The sequence below is a fragment of the Helicobacter canis genome (assembly GCF_900451095.1).
Lineage (GTDB): Bacteria > Campylobacterota > Campylobacteria > Campylobacterales > Helicobacteraceae > Helicobacter_B > Helicobacter_B zhangjianzhongii.
Genome location: NZ_UGHV01000001.1, coordinates 1,236,419 through 1,253,052, shown reverse-complemented (window position 1 = coordinate 1,253,052; position 16,634 = coordinate 1,236,419). Strand labels below are relative to the sequence as shown.

At 45.4% G+C, this 16,634-nt stretch carries 15 protein-coding genes and 2 pseudogenes; 16 read left to right on the top strand and 1 reads right to left on the bottom strand.

The features are described from left to right. Positions 1–4: 4 nt before the first annotated feature. The 16 genes and pseudogenes from DX060_RS05890 to DX060_RS12475 all read left to right on the top strand — a co-directional run. Positions 5–439 carry a hypothetical protein gene (locus DX060_RS05890; RefSeq protein WP_115011593.1) on the top strand — a complete coding sequence of 145 codons (435 nt, stop codon included), beginning with the start codon at positions 5–7 and terminating at the stop codon, positions 437–439. After that, positions 360–1,079: a hypothetical protein gene (locus tag DX060_RS05885; protein WP_181814209.1), complete on the top strand. Its 720-nt coding sequence runs from the start codon at positions 360–362 to the stop codon at positions 1,077–1,079. The genes DX060_RS05890 and DX060_RS05885 overlap by 80 nt, the downstream gene beginning before the upstream one ends. A gap of 154 nt (positions 1,080–1,233) precedes the next feature. Further along, positions 1,234–2,178, top strand: a complete 945-nt coding sequence (locus DX060_RS05880; protein ID WP_115011591.1) for an MqnA/MqnD/SBP family protein — start codon at positions 1,234–1,236, stop codon at positions 2,176–2,178. After that, entirely contained in the window at positions 2,171–3,208 is a 1,038-nt protein-coding gene (gene holA, locus DX060_RS05875; RefSeq protein ID WP_181814208.1) for a DNA polymerase III subunit delta, read from the top strand. The genes DX060_RS05880 and holA overlap by 8 nt, the downstream gene beginning before the upstream one ends. A gap of 85 nt (positions 3,209–3,293) precedes the next feature. Then, a complete protein-coding gene (gene rpsF / locus DX060_RS05870; RefSeq protein WP_115011589.1) occupies positions 3,294–3,722 on the top strand; it encodes a 30S ribosomal protein S6 in 429 nt (142 codons plus the stop codon). A 24-nt stretch (positions 3,723–3,746) separates the two neighbouring features. Beyond that, positions 3,747–4,301, top strand: a complete 555-nt coding sequence (locus tag DX060_RS05865; RefSeq protein ID WP_115011588.1) for a single-stranded DNA-binding protein — start codon at positions 3,747–3,749, stop codon at positions 4,299–4,301. Positions 4,302–4,310: 9 nt separating this feature from the next. Further along, the gene (rpsR, locus tag DX060_RS05860; RefSeq protein WP_023930631.1) at positions 4,311–4,565 is read left to right on the top strand and encodes a 30S ribosomal protein S18; all 255 of its coding nucleotides are present in this window, start codon (positions 4,311–4,313) and stop codon (positions 4,563–4,565) included. A gap of 93 nt (positions 4,566–4,658) precedes the next feature. Continuing rightward, positions 4,659–4,889, top strand: a complete 231-nt coding sequence (locus DX060_RS05855; protein ID WP_115011587.1) for a hypothetical protein — start codon at positions 4,659–4,661, stop codon at positions 4,887–4,889. 151 nt (positions 4,890–5,040) lie between these two features. Then, entirely contained in the window at positions 5,041–5,232 is a 192-nt protein-coding gene (locus DX060_RS05850) for a hypothetical protein (RefSeq protein ID WP_115011586.1), read from the top strand. Between the two features lie 5 nt (positions 5,233–5,237). Beyond that, positions 5,238–6,773, top strand: a complete 1,536-nt coding sequence (locus DX060_RS05845; protein WP_115011585.1) for a CDP-glycerol glycerophosphotransferase family protein — start codon at positions 5,238–5,240, stop codon at positions 6,771–6,773. 3 nt (positions 6,774–6,776) lie between these two features. Further along, a complete protein-coding gene (gene yidC / locus DX060_RS05840) occupies positions 6,777–9,269 on the top strand; it encodes a membrane protein insertase YidC (RefSeq protein WP_115011584.1) in 2,493 nt (830 codons plus the stop codon). Further along, positions 9,266–10,771, top strand: coding sequence for a sugar phosphate nucleotidyltransferase (locus DX060_RS05835; RefSeq protein ID WP_115011583.1), 1,506 nt, complete (start codon positions 9,266–9,268; stop codon positions 10,769–10,771). Before yidC ends, DX060_RS05835 begins: the two co-directional genes overlap by 4 nt. Before the next feature lie 143 nt (positions 10,772–10,914). Further along, complete coding sequence (locus tag DX060_RS05830; protein WP_115011582.1) at positions 10,915–11,766, top strand: DMT family transporter; 852 nt, start codon at positions 10,915–10,917, stop codon at positions 11,764–11,766. Positions 11,767–11,890: 124 nt separating this feature from the next. Beyond that, positions 11,891–13,330 (top strand): aspartate ammonia-lyase, encoded by a 1,440-nt coding sequence (gene aspA / locus DX060_RS05825; RefSeq protein ID WP_115011581.1) that lies wholly within the window; start codon positions 11,891–11,893, stop codon positions 13,328–13,330. Between the two features lie 328 nt (positions 13,331–13,658). Next, positions 13,659–14,423, top strand: a pseudogene (locus DX060_RS12480) (anaerobic C4-dicarboxylate transporter family protein); the annotation flags it as partial. 402 nt (positions 14,424–14,825) lie between these two features. Continuing rightward, positions 14,826–15,398: pseudogene (locus DX060_RS12475) on the top strand (anaerobic C4-dicarboxylate transporter family protein); the annotation flags it as partial. Positions 15,399–15,499: 101 nt separating this feature from the next. Here the strand turns inward: DX060_RS12475 and DX060_RS05815 are convergent. Continuing rightward, positions 15,500–16,513 (bottom strand): YeiH family protein, encoded by a 1,014-nt coding sequence (locus DX060_RS05815; protein WP_258552217.1) that lies wholly within the window; start codon positions 16,511–16,513, stop codon positions 15,500–15,502. Positions 16,514–16,634 lie beyond the last annotated feature (121 nt).

Here is a 16,634-nt window from a genome sequence, read left to right as displayed (position 1 = left end):
AGCGATGATTGCAGGCGCGCTTATTATAAGCTTTATCCGCGTGCCGCTGGCTTTGCTAGCGAGCTTTGCTCTAGGGCTGTATATCGCGGCGTTTTTTGGGGTCTTTAGCTGGCAGGGCTCTTTCCTTGGCGTGGGGTTACAATATCTCGTGTTTTATACTGCTTTGATTGTGCTAGGCTACTACTTTATCCGCTCTCAAAGGCAAGTCCCCATCATCATAGCTTGTGCGAGCGTGGGGATTCTAGGCTTTGCTATGCTTATGATCTTGCACTCTAGCGGCTCTCTTGCACACTTGCCCAGTATCTTTGATCTCCAAGCGCATAAATTCCCCGTATCTCTGCCCTATGTGCTGGCTTCTTGTGCGAGCTTGGCGGGGCTTTTGGTGGGGTATATGCAGCTTGCAAAACGGGGGGGGGGGGGGGAAGTTAGAGCGCGTTAGCTTTTTGGCTAAAAATGGCGATCGCTACGGCGATTCTGCGCTCATTACCACTCAAGGTAAATCCCTTGAACGCCAAAGCGAAGCCCCATTTTTAGCGCAAAAATCTTTCCGCGAGCGACTTAAACTAGAATCCACTTTTGAAAAAAGCCACGATTCTAAGAGCAACGCTCATTCTCTGTCATCGCGAGCGAGTGAAACGAGCGTGGCGATCCATAAAGGCACGCAAGCGGATTCTAGGGTGGATTGCCACGCGGATTTTCAATCCGCTCGCAATGACAGAAAAAACGCCGCTAGTGAAAAAGTGGATTCTAAGGACAATGCCGAAAATATAAAAAACCTAGAATCCACTTTTGACAACACCGCGCAAAAAAGCAAAAAAGTGGATTCTAGCTCCGCGCAAAATCTACACGACCAAGCCAACACGCTTTTAAGTAAAAAAGCAGGCAAAAAGCCTGTGCTACGCCTCTTTGCCACGACTCTTCTAGGCTTCTTACACTTTGCTGGGGTCAATGCGATTTACTTCTACATCGCACAAGGTATCTCATCAAGCTTGCTCTTCCCCATACTGCGCCACTTTCCGCCGCTTATATGGTGGGGAAGCTACCGCTGGCATTTTGCATTAACCTTGGCTTATGCGTAGTGTTTGTATGGGGCTTGATCGCGCTTTTTAGCACGCTGCACACGATATACCACAAGCTCACCCTAATGGCAAATCGCGCAAAGCTAGCATTTGTGCCTTAAGCCACGACTTGCTATACTTGCGGGCAATCCCACAATATGCGCGAAGGACTTGTATGCGATTTGGCAAGATTCAGTATCTCAATCTCCTGCCCTTTGATGTGTTTGTGAAATCCTACCCCACCACCACTCGCTTCAAAAGCGCAGCCTTTGCCAATCGCTCCTATCCCTCAAAGCTCAATCAGTCCTTTTTGTTTCACCGCATTGATGCGGGCTTCATCTCTACTATCGCTGGAGCTACCGCCCACCGCAAGCACAAAGCCACGCAAGCAGGTATCATCGCAAAAGGTGCGGTATGGAGTGTGCTAAGCCTAGAATCAAACGGGGATTCGGCTTTACTAAAGAAACATCGGCTATCGCCGAGCGATTCGCTTGTTTTGGGTAGTCATTCCCTAGAATCCACTTTTTCAAAAGTGGATTCTAGGGTGGATTGCCACGCCGCAGCTCACGCAGCGGCTCGCAATGACAATAAAACAGCCCAAAGTAAAAACGCGGATTCTAGCCCACAAGCCCAATCGCCACGCAAAGACTATCAGTCTGACACTTCCAACGCCCTAAGCACCGTGCTAAACTTACACGGACGCGTGCTTATCGGCGATCGCGCCTTACAATATCGCTTCAATGGCGGCAAGGCTATTGATATGGGGCAAGTGTGGTGGGAGAAGCATCGCCTGCCCTTTGTCTTTGGCAGGCTCTGCTACAACAGCTATGGAGAGTTCTACAACAATATCGCGCGCGCCTTTGTGAAAAAGCGCGTTAAAATCCCGCACTACATCTTGCAAGCACGCGCCAAAGCCTGCGGTATCCCGCCTCACTATATCCGCGAGTATTTAGCCCATATCCACTACCATATCCACGCTAAAGAGCGCGTAGGATTGGAGCGATTTTATCGAGCATTACGGCTAAAGGCGATCAAGCCCCCAAGTAGGATCTACCCGCGCAATGTGGATTCTAGTAAATGCACACCAAATACGCCCTACAAAGGCAGCTCTAATGTATAAAAAAGAATTTGACGCTCTTTTGCGCACACACACACCGCGCGCGTGCCTACTCTATGGCGAGAGTGAATACCTCATAGAATCCACTATTAAAAGGCTTTTGCAAGCAAATGCCCTAGAGCCTAAAGTCTTTAACTTTGGAGAATATGCCCTAGCCCCCACGCTAGATATTTTGTCTCAAAGTAGTCTCTTTGGCGATGCGCAGTGCGTGGTGCTAAAGCTTGAGAAAAAGCCTAGTGATAAAGAAATCAAAGCTCTTTTAAACGCCCTAGCTCATAATCCTGACCACAGCCTAATCGTGGCGTTTTTCCGCGCTGAAAGCAAGACCCCTAGCCAATATGCACGCGATTGCAAAAGCCTAGGCGCGCATTTTAAGCATAAAGATATTTATGCGAGAAAAGCAAGTGACAAAAGCATTGATGAGAAGAAAAATGGCGTGATAGAAGTGCGCTTTTTCAAGCCAAGCCCCACTGAAGCAAAGGAGCTTTTATCCCAAGAGGCAAGGGCTTTGGGGCTTAGTATCGCTGGCAATTTACTAGAGCCGCTGCTTGCTATGCAAGGCTATGATGTCGCCCTAGCAAAAGCCGAGCTTAGTAAGCTTGCCTTGCTAGATCGCGCCATTACGCAGCAAGACATAGCCCAGCTGTGCTATGGGCTAGGGAGTGTGGAGATAGGAGAGCTTTTGCAAACGCTCTTTAGTAGGGGCGATATAGCAAGGGCGTTTGAGTGTATGCTAGATGGTGGGCTAAGTAGTGAGCTATCACTTGTAGGCGAGCTTGAGCAGTATTTTTATAAGATTTTTTTGTTTGGCGTGTATATCCGCTTGCACGGCAAGCCAGATAGCAAGGAGATTTTAGGCTATGCCCTGCCATTTCAAGAGGCAAACGCTCTCTCCCAGCGCGCGATGAAGATTAAAGAGGGGGTGTTTGTAGAGATTTTTAGCCTGCTAGGTGCGTGGCGCAATGGTATTATGCAAGGGCAGAAGTCCATATCCCTGCGCTGCTTAATCAAATTGCAAGCTTTAGTAAGCTAGAATCGCGCCTTTATTTCTTGCTCTTGCCTACCTTGCAGCCTAGATCTAGGTGTATATGGCAAGGGCTATACCACAAGGAGTATGTATGAAGCGTTATGAGACGATGTTTATCCTAAAGCCCACACTGACAGAAAAAGAGATTAGACAAAAAATCGACTTCTACAAAGATGTCATCACCAAAAATGGCGGTAGTATCGAGACTTGCTTAGATATGGGTATGCGCAATCTCGCCTATGAAATTAAAAAGCACAAGAGAGGCTACTACTTTGTCATCTACTTTACCACACAGCCGCAATCTATCCTAGAGCTTGAGCGACTCTATCGTATCAATGAAGACATTTTGCGCTTTATTGTGATCAAGTATGAGAGCAAAAAGGAGCAAAAGCAGTGGCAAGCCCTTGTCGATAGGGCAAACAAAAAGCCAGAGCCAAAGGCTAAAAAGCCAGAATCTAGCGTAGATGCAAACGCGGATTCTAGCCCAAGCCCAGAATCCAGCGCAGAGCAAGCGCAGTAGCACAAGCCCGATAAAGGACATAAGATGTTTAACAAAGTCATCATCGTAGGCAATCTCACCCGCGATGTAGAGAAGCGTTATCTGCCATCAGGCACGGCGATTTCGACCTTTGGTCTTGCTAGCACACATCGCTTCAACAAGCAAGATGGCAGTAAGGCAGAGGAGACTTGCTTTGTTGATGTGAAGATATTTGGTCGCTCTGCAGAAGTAGCAGAGCAGTATCTCCACAAAGGCAGCAGGGTGCTGATTGAAGGGCGGCTTGTGTATGAGAGCTGGGTGGATCAAAATGGCGCGAAGCGGTCTAAGCACTCAATTTTATGCGAGAGTATGAAAATGCTTGATAGAAAGGGAGACTCTCAAGGCGGGAGTGAGTATGGAGAGCAAAATCAAGGCTACTACAACCAAGCCCCAAGCCAAGGCTACACCAATCAGCCCTACCCCAATCAATCCTACTCGCAGCCACAAAGCCAATTTCAAAGCAAGCCCTATCAGCAAGCACCACAGGGACAGAGCAACGGAAACGGATATGAGCAAAATATCCCAAGCATTGACATCAATGATGATGATATACCATTCTAGGAGAACACAATGGAAAGAAAAAAATACTCAAAACGATACTGCAAATACACAGAGGCAAAGATCGAGTTTATTGATTATAAAGACATCGATATGCTTAAGCACTCTCTATCAGAGCGATACAAGATTATGCCGCGCCGCCTAACAGGCAACACAAAAAAGTGGCAAGAGCGAGTCGAAGTAGCGATCAAACGCGCCAGACATATGGCTCTAATCCCCTATGTCATCGACCACAAAAAAGTCGTAGAAAATCCTTTCAAGCTCTAGGTCCTTTAGGCATAGCTGGTCCTGCGATAAACTTTTACCTAGAGAAAGCTAGGGTCTAGAGTTTATAGCCGCCTATCTTGGCAATGTTTAGAAATGTGGATTCTAGGGCTTAGAGATTTTAGGGGTTTTAGAGTGCGGCTAGAATCCACTTTTACAAAAGTGGATTCTAGCCTTTGCGCGTTTTTTCTGCTTGGGATTCTAAGATTGCATTTGGATCGCCACGCTGTGCTAACGCAAGGCGATGACAAGGATCTGTCATTACGAGCGAGTATAACGAGCGTGGCAATGCAAGCGAAGCGGTGCAAGGCGCAAGCCGCGTGCTAAGTTTCTTTAGAAAACAAGCGAAGCGAAGTTTCTTTAGAAAACAAGTAAAACGCTCGGCGCAAGCCGATGTTTCTTTAGAAAACAACAAACGCGATGAGTGCAACTCTAATAACGCCAAGCCAAACATAAAAACCACTACCGAAAGGGAAAAATGCATAGCATATCACGACTTAGCCTGCTACTTTGTGCTAGCTATACCTGCTGCTTTGCCTACCTTGACCCAAGCACGGGATCACTGCTTTTATCATCATTTATCGCGCTTATTGCCTCAATCATCTTTCTCTCTAAAAGTATCTTTTATAAGGCTGTTCAAATCGTGGTAGGGGGGGGGCGAAGTCTCTAAACCCCTTGCGCAAGCGCGATACCCACACGCTTGTCTTTTATAGCGAGGGTAAGCAATACCACAATGTCTTCTCGCCCATTCTTCTTGCCCTAGATCAATTTGACTATCCCTACACCTATCTCACCTCATCACAAGAAGACTACGATCTCTACCACATTAGCCCACCCAAAAATCCAAATGCCACATTTGCCTACATAGGCGATAGCAATAGCAACGCCGCCATAGCCCAGCTAAACAGCCTAAAAGCCGATCTAGTCGTGATGACTACCCCGCAGCTAGATGTGCTGCAAATCAAGCGCAGCAAGGGTGTCAAGCACTACTGCCACATTATCCACTCGCTTCCACATATCGATATTTATGAGATTTTCGCGCTAGATTATTTTGATAGTGTTTTGACAAACTCCCCTATACACACGGATTTTATCCGCCAAGTAGAATCTAAACGCGCCCTTAAACACAAGCAAGTCATCATCACAGGCTGCACCTACCTAGATGTCCTAGCCCAAAAGCTCCAAGACTATCGACACTCACAAGAAAAATTCGCCTTTTTCCCACAGCAAAAAGCCACCCAAAACCATAATCAAAAAGTGGATTCTAGCCAAAGCCCCAAAGCCGCCCTAGAATCCACTTTTTCAAAGGATTCAGCTTGCGGGCTAGAATCCCAAAGCGGTGATGAAACAAGCCTAAATCTCCTAGAATCCACTTTTGCCACGAGTGCCCAACTAGAGAGCAAAAAGGCATACCCCCTAGAATCTAGCGCGACCACAACTACCCCCACCGCTCCCACTATCCTTATCGCTCCCACTATCCTTATTGCTCCTTCTTGGGGGCGTGAAGCCCTGCTTAGTAAATATGGCTTTGCTATCATAAAGCCCTTTATCAATACAAGATTCCAGCTCATTATCCGCCCCCACCCACAAAGCTACCTAAGCGAGACTAGCATTTTGCAAGAGCTACAAGAGCGCACCAAGCATTGTAAAAATATCGTATGGGATAGCAATAGAGATAATATCTATGCACTAGATGCTGCTGATGTGATGATTGGGGATTTTTCTGGGGTGTTGTTTGACTTTGTGTGCTTGTTTGAAAAGCCCGTGCTAACGCCAGAATTTCGCTTCTGCAACATCGGCTATGATTTAGAAGACATCTACCCTACTCCGTGGGTGCAAAGCGCGCTGCCTCGCATAGGCAGGCAATTCCACCCAAAAGATCTCCACCACCTCCCCACAATCATAGAATCTATGCTTAGTGATAAAGACTCTATGCAAGAAAGCTTGCGAGCGATGAAGCAAGAATTGTGGCATTTCCAAGGAAGCGGAGGTGAGCAGAGTGCGCAGGCATTGCTTGCGATAGAAAGCCAGATCCTAGAATCCAGCCTAGGACACAATCTCCCCTTACACAAAAGAATCCTAGCCATACAAAAGATCCTAGCCACACCAGCCCTAGAATCTAGCACACAAGTAAGCTTAGATCCTATCCCCCTCTCCGCACACCAAGCCAAAGTATCCAAAGCACATAAGCTTAATAAGCAAGGAGCATAGATAATGGGCGAGTATTTGTATTATCTCTTCATTTATCCTTTGCAGCAAGTGCTTAGCTTTGGGCTAGATCAGCTCTATATTCTTACGCATAATTATGGACTAAGCATCATTGCCCTAAGCCTGCTTGTCAATCTCTTTTTACTCAAGCTCTTTCTCTACACTGATCAAAAGGCAAAAGAAGAAAACGAGCTAAAAGCTATGCTAGATACTAGGATCAAAGCGTGGAAGCGCGTGTATAGTAGAGCCAAGCTCTATGCCTTTACGCGCACGCTTTACCGCCAGCATAGCTACCACCCTATCTACGCGCTAAGGGGGCTTTTGGGCTTGGGGCTGCAGCTGCCATTTTTCTGGGCGATGTATGAGGTCATCAAGTCTGCTAGCTATTTAAACGGCGTGGGCTTTTTGTGGATCAGCGATTTAAAAGCACCAGATAGCGTGGAGATCTTTGGGCTTAGTGTGCATATTTTACCACTGCTAATGACCCTCCTAACGCTTATCAACGCCCTATATAGCGCGAAAAGCCTAGGCGCAAAGATTCAGGGCATAGCCATAGCCTTGCTTTTTTTACTGCTGCTTTATGATATGCCTAGCTCTTTGGTGCTGTATTGGACTTGCAATATGGGCTTTGCCCTATTAAAAGAGCTATACAAATCCGCCAAAGCAAAGAATCCACCAGCTAAAAGCACACCAAGAGTGCTTGACACACAAGCCCTAGCCCCCTATCGCAGCACTATCGCCCTAATCCTTAGCAATCTCTGCTTGCTCGCGTGTGTTTTCACGCCTTTTGGGCTTTATACAAGCGATCTAGGGAGCTTTAGTCTAGCAGATATACTCCCCACGCTTCTTAGTCTCTGTGGATTCTATTTGCTCGCTAGCTTTGTGCTTATTTATCTATGCAACCACATCTTCTCTCTCCCAATGCTTGCTGTAAAGACTCTAGCCACGCTGCTGCTAGCCCTGCTTTTGCTAGCTCTTAGCTATACCTTTATTTTCGTGGGGGATTATGGGGCGATGAGCTTTTTTATCTTCGATCGCCCGGTGATCGCCACAGATACTCAAAAGCTCATCGACTATATCGCAATCCCCACAGCCATTATCCTAGCAATCTTTGCCATACGCTATCAGCGCGCCATCATCTCTGCCAATAAGATTCTAAGCATAGTGCTAGTAGTTAGCGCGCTTTTTTATGCAAGCAAGGCAGCTCTTTATGCGCAGAAAAACGCCGCCTTTGCTACCCTTGCTACAAAAACCAGTGATAAGATTTTGGACTTTGCTAAAGAGCATAGAAATATCTTGGTGCTATTGCTTGATCGCGCCGATGGCTACACGATACACAAGCTTCTAAATAATGAGCTACGCTCGCATTTTAGTGGGTTTGTTGATTTTAGCAATGCCATTAGCAGTGGGGAAGATACCCTACCCACCCTTACAAGCGTGATTGCAGGGGAGTATTATGCAGCGTATCATATCAATGCTCGCCAAGAGCCTTTAGCCAAAGCCATAGCCCAAGGCTATGCCAGCACGCTAAATAGCTTCCATAAAGCAGGCTTTGACACACGCGCCTTGCTTGATTTCCCCACAGACCCAGCCCACCTCTACCCGCTCCTTGATAGCACGCAAAATATTCTCTTTGATAGCCCATATCGTGGGCTATATGCTACCCAAGAGAGCCAGACTCTCCCGCTGAATCAGCTTATTTCCTTTGGGATTTTCCGCTTATCGACTTTCAAGCTACGGCGCGATGTGTATCGGCGTGGGGCGTGGCTCTTTATCCCAGCGCATTTGCAGACCAATCACTCCCAGATCTACTACGCGCTTCGCCCAATTAGCGAGATGAAAGCCCTAGCAGAGCATAGCAGTGCCAATGCCACAGCCCCGACCTTTACCTTTATCCACAACTCTATCACGCATAATCCCTATGCCCTAAATGCGCAATGCAGCTTTGACTCCACAGACTTCATCTCGCCAAATGATGAAGCTTTTGGGCTGCCACAAGGGCATTATAATAGTGAAAAATGCGCTCTTATGTGGGTCGCGCAAATGCTAGATCGCCTAAAAGAGCTAGGCGTATATGATAATACAGAGATTTTCATCACAGCCGATCACGGCGCGCAAAAAACCTTTCTCCCCGCTAAAAGCAAGCACCATATCCCGCTTTTTTATAAACCTTTTAATGCCAAGGGAGCTATGGCACAAGACTCTAGGCTCATTGCTAATTATGATATTCCTACGATTTTTTGCGCCAATCTTAAGCAAGGCTGCCCAAATGTCGCCCCAAATATTTTAGAGCATTACCCAAATGATAGAGAGATCATCACATTTAGCACACAAGGCTGGCGATTTGAAGACCATAAGCCTAATGCCTTTATCCTCTATAATTTCCATAAAGTTAGAGGCGATATGTATAATCCGCATAATTGGCAAAAAGTGGATTCTAGCCCCACAAGCCTAGAATCCACTTTTCACTCCCATACTCCAAAAAAGCGCGAGCGATGAGAGCCATAATCCTAGCAGCTGGCAAAGGCACGCGCTTAAAGCCTATGACACTCACCAAGCCAAAGCCACTTTTAGAGATCCGAGGTGTGAGTCTGCTAGAAAATATGATTATGCACCTAAGACAAAGCGGTGTAAAAGACATTATCCTAGTAAGCGGCTATAAACACGAGCTTTTTGCCCCCATAGCAAAAGCACAGGGCTTGACACAGCTTGTCTTCCCAGACTATGAGCTATGCAACAGCTCTCAGTCCCTGCTCTTTGCCAAAGACTATATATGCAAGGGGAGCATTATCCTAAATGGCGATCTCTACATCACGCAAGGATTTTGCCACTTGTTTAAGAAAAACGCCTGTCAATTCCTAGCGCAAAAAATCCCCCCAAACACCACCGCGTGGGGCTATATCACTGATGAAAACTACAAAATCCTAGATATAGATACAAATGCTAAAGAGGGCTATGGCGATGGGATCGCGTATTTTGATAATGAGCGCGATATAGGTATTTTTACTCACGCGTTGCAGCAATGCCACAAAGATGACTATTGGGAGCAAGCGGTGCTAGATACACTAGGGGCAATCAACTACTACGCCTTTTGCCACGATGATCTCTACACAGAAATCGATAGCTTTAGTGACGCACTCTACCACGCCTTGCTAACCCCAGAGGAGATCGCCTGCCAATGCGCCGATGATGGCAGAGCCACGCGACTTGCTGGTATCACCAATACCAACTACCTAATACACTTCCAAAACACCGCCCAAGTGATACGAATCCCGGGGCTACACACAGAGCAAGTCATCAACAGAGACAAAGAAGCACAAATCCTAGAGCTTATCGCGCCCTTGCACATCACACCAGAATCCAGATTTTATGGCAGTGGGATAAAAATGAGTGATTATCTAAGCGATCATAAGCCCCTAGATTTTGCGCAAATTAGCGATGAGATTTTAGAGCAAATCGCAAGCAAGCTCCTAGCACTCCATAGTATAAAGCACACTGCCTACCCGCATTTTGAGCCTATTTTGCTCTGTGATGAGATCGCTAAATATCAAGCCCTAGCCCATATCAAGCTCACCACCCCACAAGAGCATAAAAGGCTTATGACTATCGCCAAGACTCTTGATAAGCGCGAGCTAGTGCTATGCCACAGAGATTTGCAGCTGCCCAATATCCTCTATAACGCCAGCAATGGCGAGCTACTTTTGATTGACTTTGAGTATGCTGGATTTTCTTGCATAGAGTGGGAGCTTGGGAATCTAGCCGCCGAGCTAGAGCTTAGTCAAAGCCAGATTCTAGCCCTTTTGCACCACTACAACGCTAGCGCAAAAAGAATCATCACCTACACAGATGTGCTATATGGCAAGCTAATGGCTAATTATATCTGGGCGTTATGGGGCTGGGTGTATCACAGGATCGATCTAGGGCGAATGTATCTTGCTAGATTCTCACATAATCTTGCAGAGCTTGAAAGCCTAGAATCCACTTTTGAAAAAACGCCCTGAATTGTCATTGCAAGCGAGCTTTGATACTACACAACGCAAAAGTGGATTCTAGTATGAGATACATTGCAAACAATTCTATGGGCAAACAATTCTATGGCGGGGTTTAATGCTATCTTAAGACTAAAGCCCATAAAGGAGTAGCGATGATAAAGGGACATATTTTTGCGCTAAGTAGTGTGTTTTTCTGGTCGGCTTTGTATGTATGTGTGAAGATCCTGCTAGGGTATTTCTCACCCTTTGAGCTGCTGATTTTGCAATTTGGACTAGGCTATTGCTTCTTGCTACTCTATCGCCCAAAATACTTGCGTTTGCCACTTCAAGATGAGCTAAGGATCGCCTGTGCTGGGCTATGTGGGATAGCTATATATAACTTATTTTTAAATCTTGCTATGGAGCAAACGACCGCTTCAAATGTGAGCATTATCATCGCTACTGCGCCGCTATTTACGGGGATATTTAGCTTTATCTTGCAGATAGAAAAGCCTTATATTAACTTTTTCTTAGGCTTTGTGCTGTGTATCGCTGGGGTAGCACTGCTTAGTCAGGGCTTTAGCATTAAGCCTGTGGGCGATGTGCTAGCACTGATCTCTGCGCTGGGCTGGGGGGCATACTCGGTGCTAATAGTTAGGATCTTAGCTAGAGGGTATGATTTGGTGCTTATTACAAGGCGTATGATTTTTTATGGGATAGTGTTTTTACTCCCGGGGTTTTTGCTCTTTGACTTTTCTCCAAATCTAGCAGCCCTAAGCGATCCAAAAGTCTCTATCAATCTTTTGATAGTCGCTTTTTTTGCCTCTGGGCTGTGCTTTATCCTGTGGAATCGCGCCACCACGCTCATTGGCGCGATACAGACAAATATCTATGTCTATCTAACCCCCATTATCACCATCTTTGTGGCGATGATCTTACTAGGTGAGCGCATAGAGCTTATGGGCTTTGTGGGAGTCGCGCTTACCCTGCTTGGTGTAGCCCTTAGCGAGTGGCGCAAGAAATAAGCTTGCTAGAATCTAGATCTAGTGGGATGCAAGTTGGGTGGATTTAGATTATTTTTAGTTTATAAAGCTAGAATCACGCCTAAGTTATCACTTGTGATAACACATTTCACCCAAAGGAGTTATTATGGGAAAACGCGTAGAACACGATTTTATAGGGGAGCTAGAAATTGCTGATGATGTGTATTATGGAGTGCAAACTTTTAGAGCATTGCAAAACTTCAATATCACAGGTGATAAACTCAGTGGCTATCCAAGCTTTATCAAAGCTTTCGCACAGGTAAAAAAGGCAGCAGCTCTAGCAAATAATGAGCTAAAACTACTAGATAGCACAAAAAAAGATGCTATTTGCAAAGCGTGTGATAGGCTTATCGCTGGGGAATTACGCGACCAATTTGTCGTAGATATGATCCAAGGGGGCGCAGGGACTAGCACAAATATGAATACCAATGAAGTGGTAGCAAACCTTGCATTAGAGATTATGGGACATAAAAAGGGTGATTATCAACACTGCCACCCAAATGACCATGTCAATCTCTCTCAATCTACAAATGATTCTTACCCAACAGCTATTCACGTAGCCCTTTATGATGAGCTTTCAGCCCTTGCAAAAGATATGGAAGTGCTTAAAAAATCCTTTGAAAATAAATCAAAAGAGTTTAAAGATGTGCTAAAAATGGGACGCACACAGCTCCAAGATGCTGTGCCTATGACTTTAGGGCAGGAGTTTCATACTTTTTCTGTGATGATGGGCGAAGATATTACTAGAGTGCTAGAAGCAAGAAGCCTTGTAACAGAAATCAATATGGGCGGCACAGCAATCGGCACAGGGATAAACTCTCACCCAGACTATCCAAAAATCGTGCAAAAATATCTTTGCGAAGTTACAGGACACCCTTTCAAAACTGCTGATGATTTGATTGAAGCCACCCAAGATACAGGCGCGTATGTGCAAGTAAGTGGTGTGCTAAAAAGAGTAGCGGTAAAACTCTCTAAAGTATGCAATGACTTACGACTACTAAGCTCTGGACCTCGTGCTGGGCTAAATGAGATAAATCTACCTAAAATGCAGCCCGGAAGCTCCATTATGCCCGGAAAAGTAAATCCGGTAATTCCAGAAGTAGTCAATCAAGTGTGCTATGCGGTTATCGGTAATGATGTAACTGTGAGCTTTGCGAGTGAAGGCGGACAATTGCAACTCAATGTATTTGAGCCAGTGATTGCCTATGGGCTCTTTAACTCTATCTCTATGATGAGAAACGCAATGCTTACCCTTGCGAGCAAATGTGTAGATGGAATCACAGCGAATGAAAAAGTATGTAGCGATTTTGTGTATAACAGCATAGGTATCGTTACTGCGTTAAACCCATATATCGGTTATGAAAACTCTGCGTCTATTGCTAAAGAATCTTTGCAAACAGGCAAACCGGTAAAAGAAATCGCATTAGAGCGAAAGCTTTTAAGCAAAGAGCAGTTAGATGAGATTTTCCAACCGCAAAATATGCTAAACCCTCATATGAGTGCGGAAGATAAAGCGAAGTTTCAAAAGAATTCGCCATTTGTGTAAAATCTCAAGCATAAAGGCGAAGTCTAAATGTGCCCTTGTGCTTTAGGAAACTCTCACGCTATAAGCTTTAAGTAGCTTGTGCGTGAGAGCCCAAATGCACCAAAAGCAAAATTATTAAAATCTGGATTCTAAAACACTTGTCATACTTAAGCGCAGCGAAGTATCTTAATGTAATCTAAACAGATTTTTCGCTTTTTCAAAAGCTCAAAGACAAAGAGACAACGCAGTTAAATAAGATTCTAGATTTTAATCAAATGGCGTGGGCTACGAGATTAGGGCGTATTCTAGAATCTAGGGCTTTTCAATATAAAATAACCAAAGGATTACAATGGAAATGTTAGTGCTTATACTTCAAGTTGCGGTGCTGCTTGGAGCTATTTTTATCGGTATTCGGCTTGGCGGTATGGCGATAGGCTATGCAGGTGGATTTGGTGTCGTTGTGCTTTGCCTCTTTTTGGGTATGAAGCCCGGAGCCATTCCTTGGGATGTTATCTTAATCATTATGTCCGTTATTGCAGCGATTGCGGCTATGCAGCTTGCTGGTGGGCTAGACTATATGGTGCAAGTAGCTGAAAAGATTCTAAGAAAGAATCCAAAATACATTAACTACCTTGCCCCAACGGTTACTTACTTTTTGACATTTTTGGCAGGGACTGGACATACGGCATTTTCTATGATACCTGTGATTGTAGAAGTGGCAAAGGAGCAAAATATTAAGCCCTCTGCCCCGCTTTCAATCGCTGTGGTTTCTAGCCAAATCGCCATTACCGCAAGTCCGGTAAGTGCGGCGGTAGTGTATATGACCGGTGTGCTAGAGCCACTTGGCTGGAGCTATCCTACTTTGCTTTTAGTGTGGCTTATCACAACCTTTAGTGCGTGTATGCTGACTGCTTTTGTAGTAAGCAAGTTTTTCCCGCTTGATTTAAGCAAAGATCCTGTATATCAAGAGCGGCTAAAAGCTGGGCTTGTGAAACCCACAAGCGGTGCAGCACATATTGAGCTAAAAAAGGGTGCGAAGCTAAGTGTTGGGATATTTCTTGCAGGTGTGCTTTGCGTGGTAATTTATGCGACTTCAATATCAGATGTCGTGCGCAAGCCTATGCTAGATTCTGTAAGTAAAAATATCCCTGTGTATGTCGATATTGAGCTAGATTCTATAAAGAATGAAGCAACTTCACTTTTAGCGTTCAAGGATAGTGAGCAACTAAAGCTAGAAAAGCAAAACCTTGTTGCACCGCTAGAATCTTTGAAAAAAGCTTATGTAGATTCTATCCCTGCGATTAAGGCAAATCCAAGTGATACACAAAATTTACAAAATGCCTTTGTTACGGCAAAAGATGAGATTGCTACCATTGCTAAAAATGAGCAGAATGAAAAAGCCCTTGAGCTTATAGAATCTAAGCTAGATTCGCTCAAGAATGAGCTAAACACTATCTTGCCTGATTTCGCACAAAAAGATGGAATGTTGGCAAACTTATCAGCAATAGTGAAAAGCTACATTGACCCTGTGCGATTGCCACGCGATGGGGCGATTATGAGCTTTATGCTGATGATTGCGACTTTGATTGTGATTTTCTGCAAGGTAGAAACGGGCAAATTGCTTGATGCAAGCACATTTAAAGCGGGAATGACAGCGTGTGTGTGCGTTTTAGGCGTGGCGTGGCTTGGCAATACTTTTGTTGATGGTTATAAGGCAGAGATCGGTGATCTAGCCGGTAAGCTTGTGGGCGATTATCCCGCACTTTTAGCAGTAGCCCTTTTCTTTGCGAGTATGCTGCTTTACTCACAAGCAGCTACGGCTAAGGCGATTATGCCGGTGGTGATTGCCGCACTTGGAATCACTGCTACAAATGCGGATTCTGCGTATATTTTGGTAGCAAGTTTTGCGGCTGTATCAGCGTTATTTGTGCTTCCTACTTATCCAACGCTTCTTGGTGCGGTGCAAATGGATGATACCGGCTCTACTCGCATTGGCAAATTTGTCTTTAACCACAGCTTCATACTTCCGGGTATTATAGCCATAGTATTTGCTGTGGCTTTAGGCTTTGCCATAGCTCCGTTATTCTAAAATCTTTGCATAGAATCTTTTTAGATTCTATGCGCCTTTTTTATGCTATTTTGCACTCATATCTCCGCTTCTTATTCACTCAAGCAGATCCCCAATCTCACTCAAGCTAGAATCCACACCAAGCCAAACCCCAGCCCACTCACAAGCACAAAAAGCAATAGCCCAAAGCCAAACACCCCCTTAGCACTGCCCATAGTTTTTATATCAATCTGCAAGCCAAGTGCGCACATCGCCATACTCAAGCACAGCATACAAGCAAACTGGGCAAACCCCACAATAGCCTCTGGGATCGCGACAAAAGAGTGCAAGATCACCACCGCCACAAAGCCTAGCGCGAAATAGGGGATATAGAGCTTTTTAGCACTTTTGCCTTGCCCATATCTATCAAACAAAAACGGCACGATAAACAGCACAGGAGCCAGCAGAGCCACGCGGATCATCTTTTCAATAAGAGCGATATTCGCACCCTCTTGCCCTAGCACATCACTTGCTCCCACGACATTTGCCACTTCATACAAGCTAGCCCCCATATATAAGCCCATTTGCGAGACACTAAAGGGCAAAAGCCCAGCACTATATACAATCGGGTAGGCAAACATCCCCAAAAGCCCAAATACCACCACACTGCCTATGGCTATCGCGCTTTTTTGGGCATTAGCACGCAAGGCGGATTCTAGAGCTAGCACCGCAGCTGCCCCACAAATCGCACACCCAGCACTCATCAAAATCGCTAGCTCCCTATCAAGCCTAAAGATTTTCACCCCTATGACAAAGCCTGCTACAAGTATCCCAGCTACCACAGCTACTGCCACGCCCACGCCCGCAAGCCCCACGCTCTGTATATCTGCTAGAGAGACAAAAAACCCATACAAGATAATCCCCAAGCGCAAAAGCTTTTTACCGCTAAAATCCACTCCACTCCTGCACTCATCAATGATCCTAACCCCAAAGCCACGCAGCACACTTGCCACAACAATACTTAGCACGATCCCCAAAATAAGCGGCGAAATATGCCACGCACTAAAGAAGCTAGTCTTTGCCAATGCGATACTACACACTGCTAACACCAAAGTAAAAGTGATCCCTAAAACAAACGAGGTATAAGCTTTTTTCATCATTGTCCTTTATAATTGTTCTGCCACCACCAAGCCAAAGGCAAAGCGCGGCATTGCAAGGCGCATTGTAAGTCAAAAGTTATAAAGCTAGCATAAATACCGCGCATACATACACTAGTTT

Bases quoted from the DNA above. Each gene is read 5' to 3' on its own strand.
- DX060_RS05865 (WP_115011588.1), top strand. From the start codon at position 3,747: ATGTTTAACAAAGTCATCATCGTAGGCAATCTCACCCGCGATGTAGAG.
- DX060_RS05835 (WP_115011583.1), top strand. From the start codon at position 9,266: ATGAGAGCCATAATCCTAGCAGCTGGCAAAGGCACGCGCTTAAAGCCT.
- DX060_RS05880 (WP_115011591.1), top strand. From the start codon at position 1,234: ATGCGATTTGGCAAGATTCAGTATCTCAATCTCCTGCCCTTTGATGTG.
- rpsR (WP_023930631.1), top strand. From the start codon at position 4,311: ATGGAAAGAAAAAAATACTCAAAACGATACTGCAAATACACAGAGGCA.
- aspA (WP_115011581.1), top strand. From the start codon at position 11,891: ATGGGAAAACGCGTAGAACACGATTTTATAGGGGAGCTAGAAATTGCT.
- DX060_RS05890 (WP_115011593.1), top strand. From the start codon at position 5: ATGATTGCAGGCGCGCTTATTATAAGCTTTATCCGCGTGCCGCTGGCT.
- DX060_RS05850 (WP_115011586.1), top strand. From the start codon at position 5,041: ATGCATAGCATATCACGACTTAGCCTGCTACTTTGTGCTAGCTATACC.
- DX060_RS05815 (WP_258552217.1), bottom strand. From the start codon at position 16,513: ATGAAAAAAGCTTATACCTCGTTTGTTTTAGGGATCACTTTTACTTTG.
- rpsF (WP_115011589.1), top strand. From the start codon at position 3,294: ATGAAGCGTTATGAGACGATGTTTATCCTAAAGCCCACACTGACAGAA.
- yidC (WP_115011584.1), top strand. From the start codon at position 6,777: ATGGGCGAGTATTTGTATTATCTCTTCATTTATCCTTTGCAGCAAGTG.
- DX060_RS05855 (WP_115011587.1), top strand. From the start codon at position 4,659: ATGTGGATTCTAGGGCTTAGAGATTTTAGGGGTTTTAGAGTGCGGCTA.
- DX060_RS05830 (WP_115011582.1), top strand. From the start codon at position 10,915: ATGATAAAGGGACATATTTTTGCGCTAAGTAGTGTGTTTTTCTGGTCG.
- holA (WP_181814208.1), top strand. From the start codon at position 2,171: ATGTATAAAAAAGAATTTGACGCTCTTTTGCGCACACACACACCGCGC.